Consider the following 217-nt stretch of genomic DNA (forward strand, 5'->3'; position numbering starts at 1 on the left):
ATCCATTTTCCCAGGTTTTAATCCCCCTGTTTCAGTCCACTTAGAATGAAATACTTTTTTGGAGGCAATCTCTGGGCCTTGTGATTTTAGTTCTGCAAGAGTTGTCTCGTATACAGGGCTTTTTTCAGGATCCCAATCCCAAAGAAATTGTACTTTAATATGTTTACCGAAATCTTCTGTAGTGTTATTTTGTTTTAAATCGTTTACAGTATAGTCT

At 35.9% G+C, this 217-nt stretch carries 1 protein-coding gene; it reads right to left on the reverse strand.

Features of this window, described 5'->3' with window-relative positions; translation table 11 throughout:
• Positions 1 to 217: CalY family protein (locus JDS92_RS30620; protein WP_242476066.1), on the reverse strand; the 217-nt coding region annotated here is incomplete at both ends.

It is taken from the genome of Bacillus cereus group sp. N12, from assembly GCF_016483575.1.
Classification (GTDB): Bacteria; Bacillota; Bacilli; order Bacillales; family Bacillaceae_G; genus Bacillus_A; species Bacillus_A toyonensis.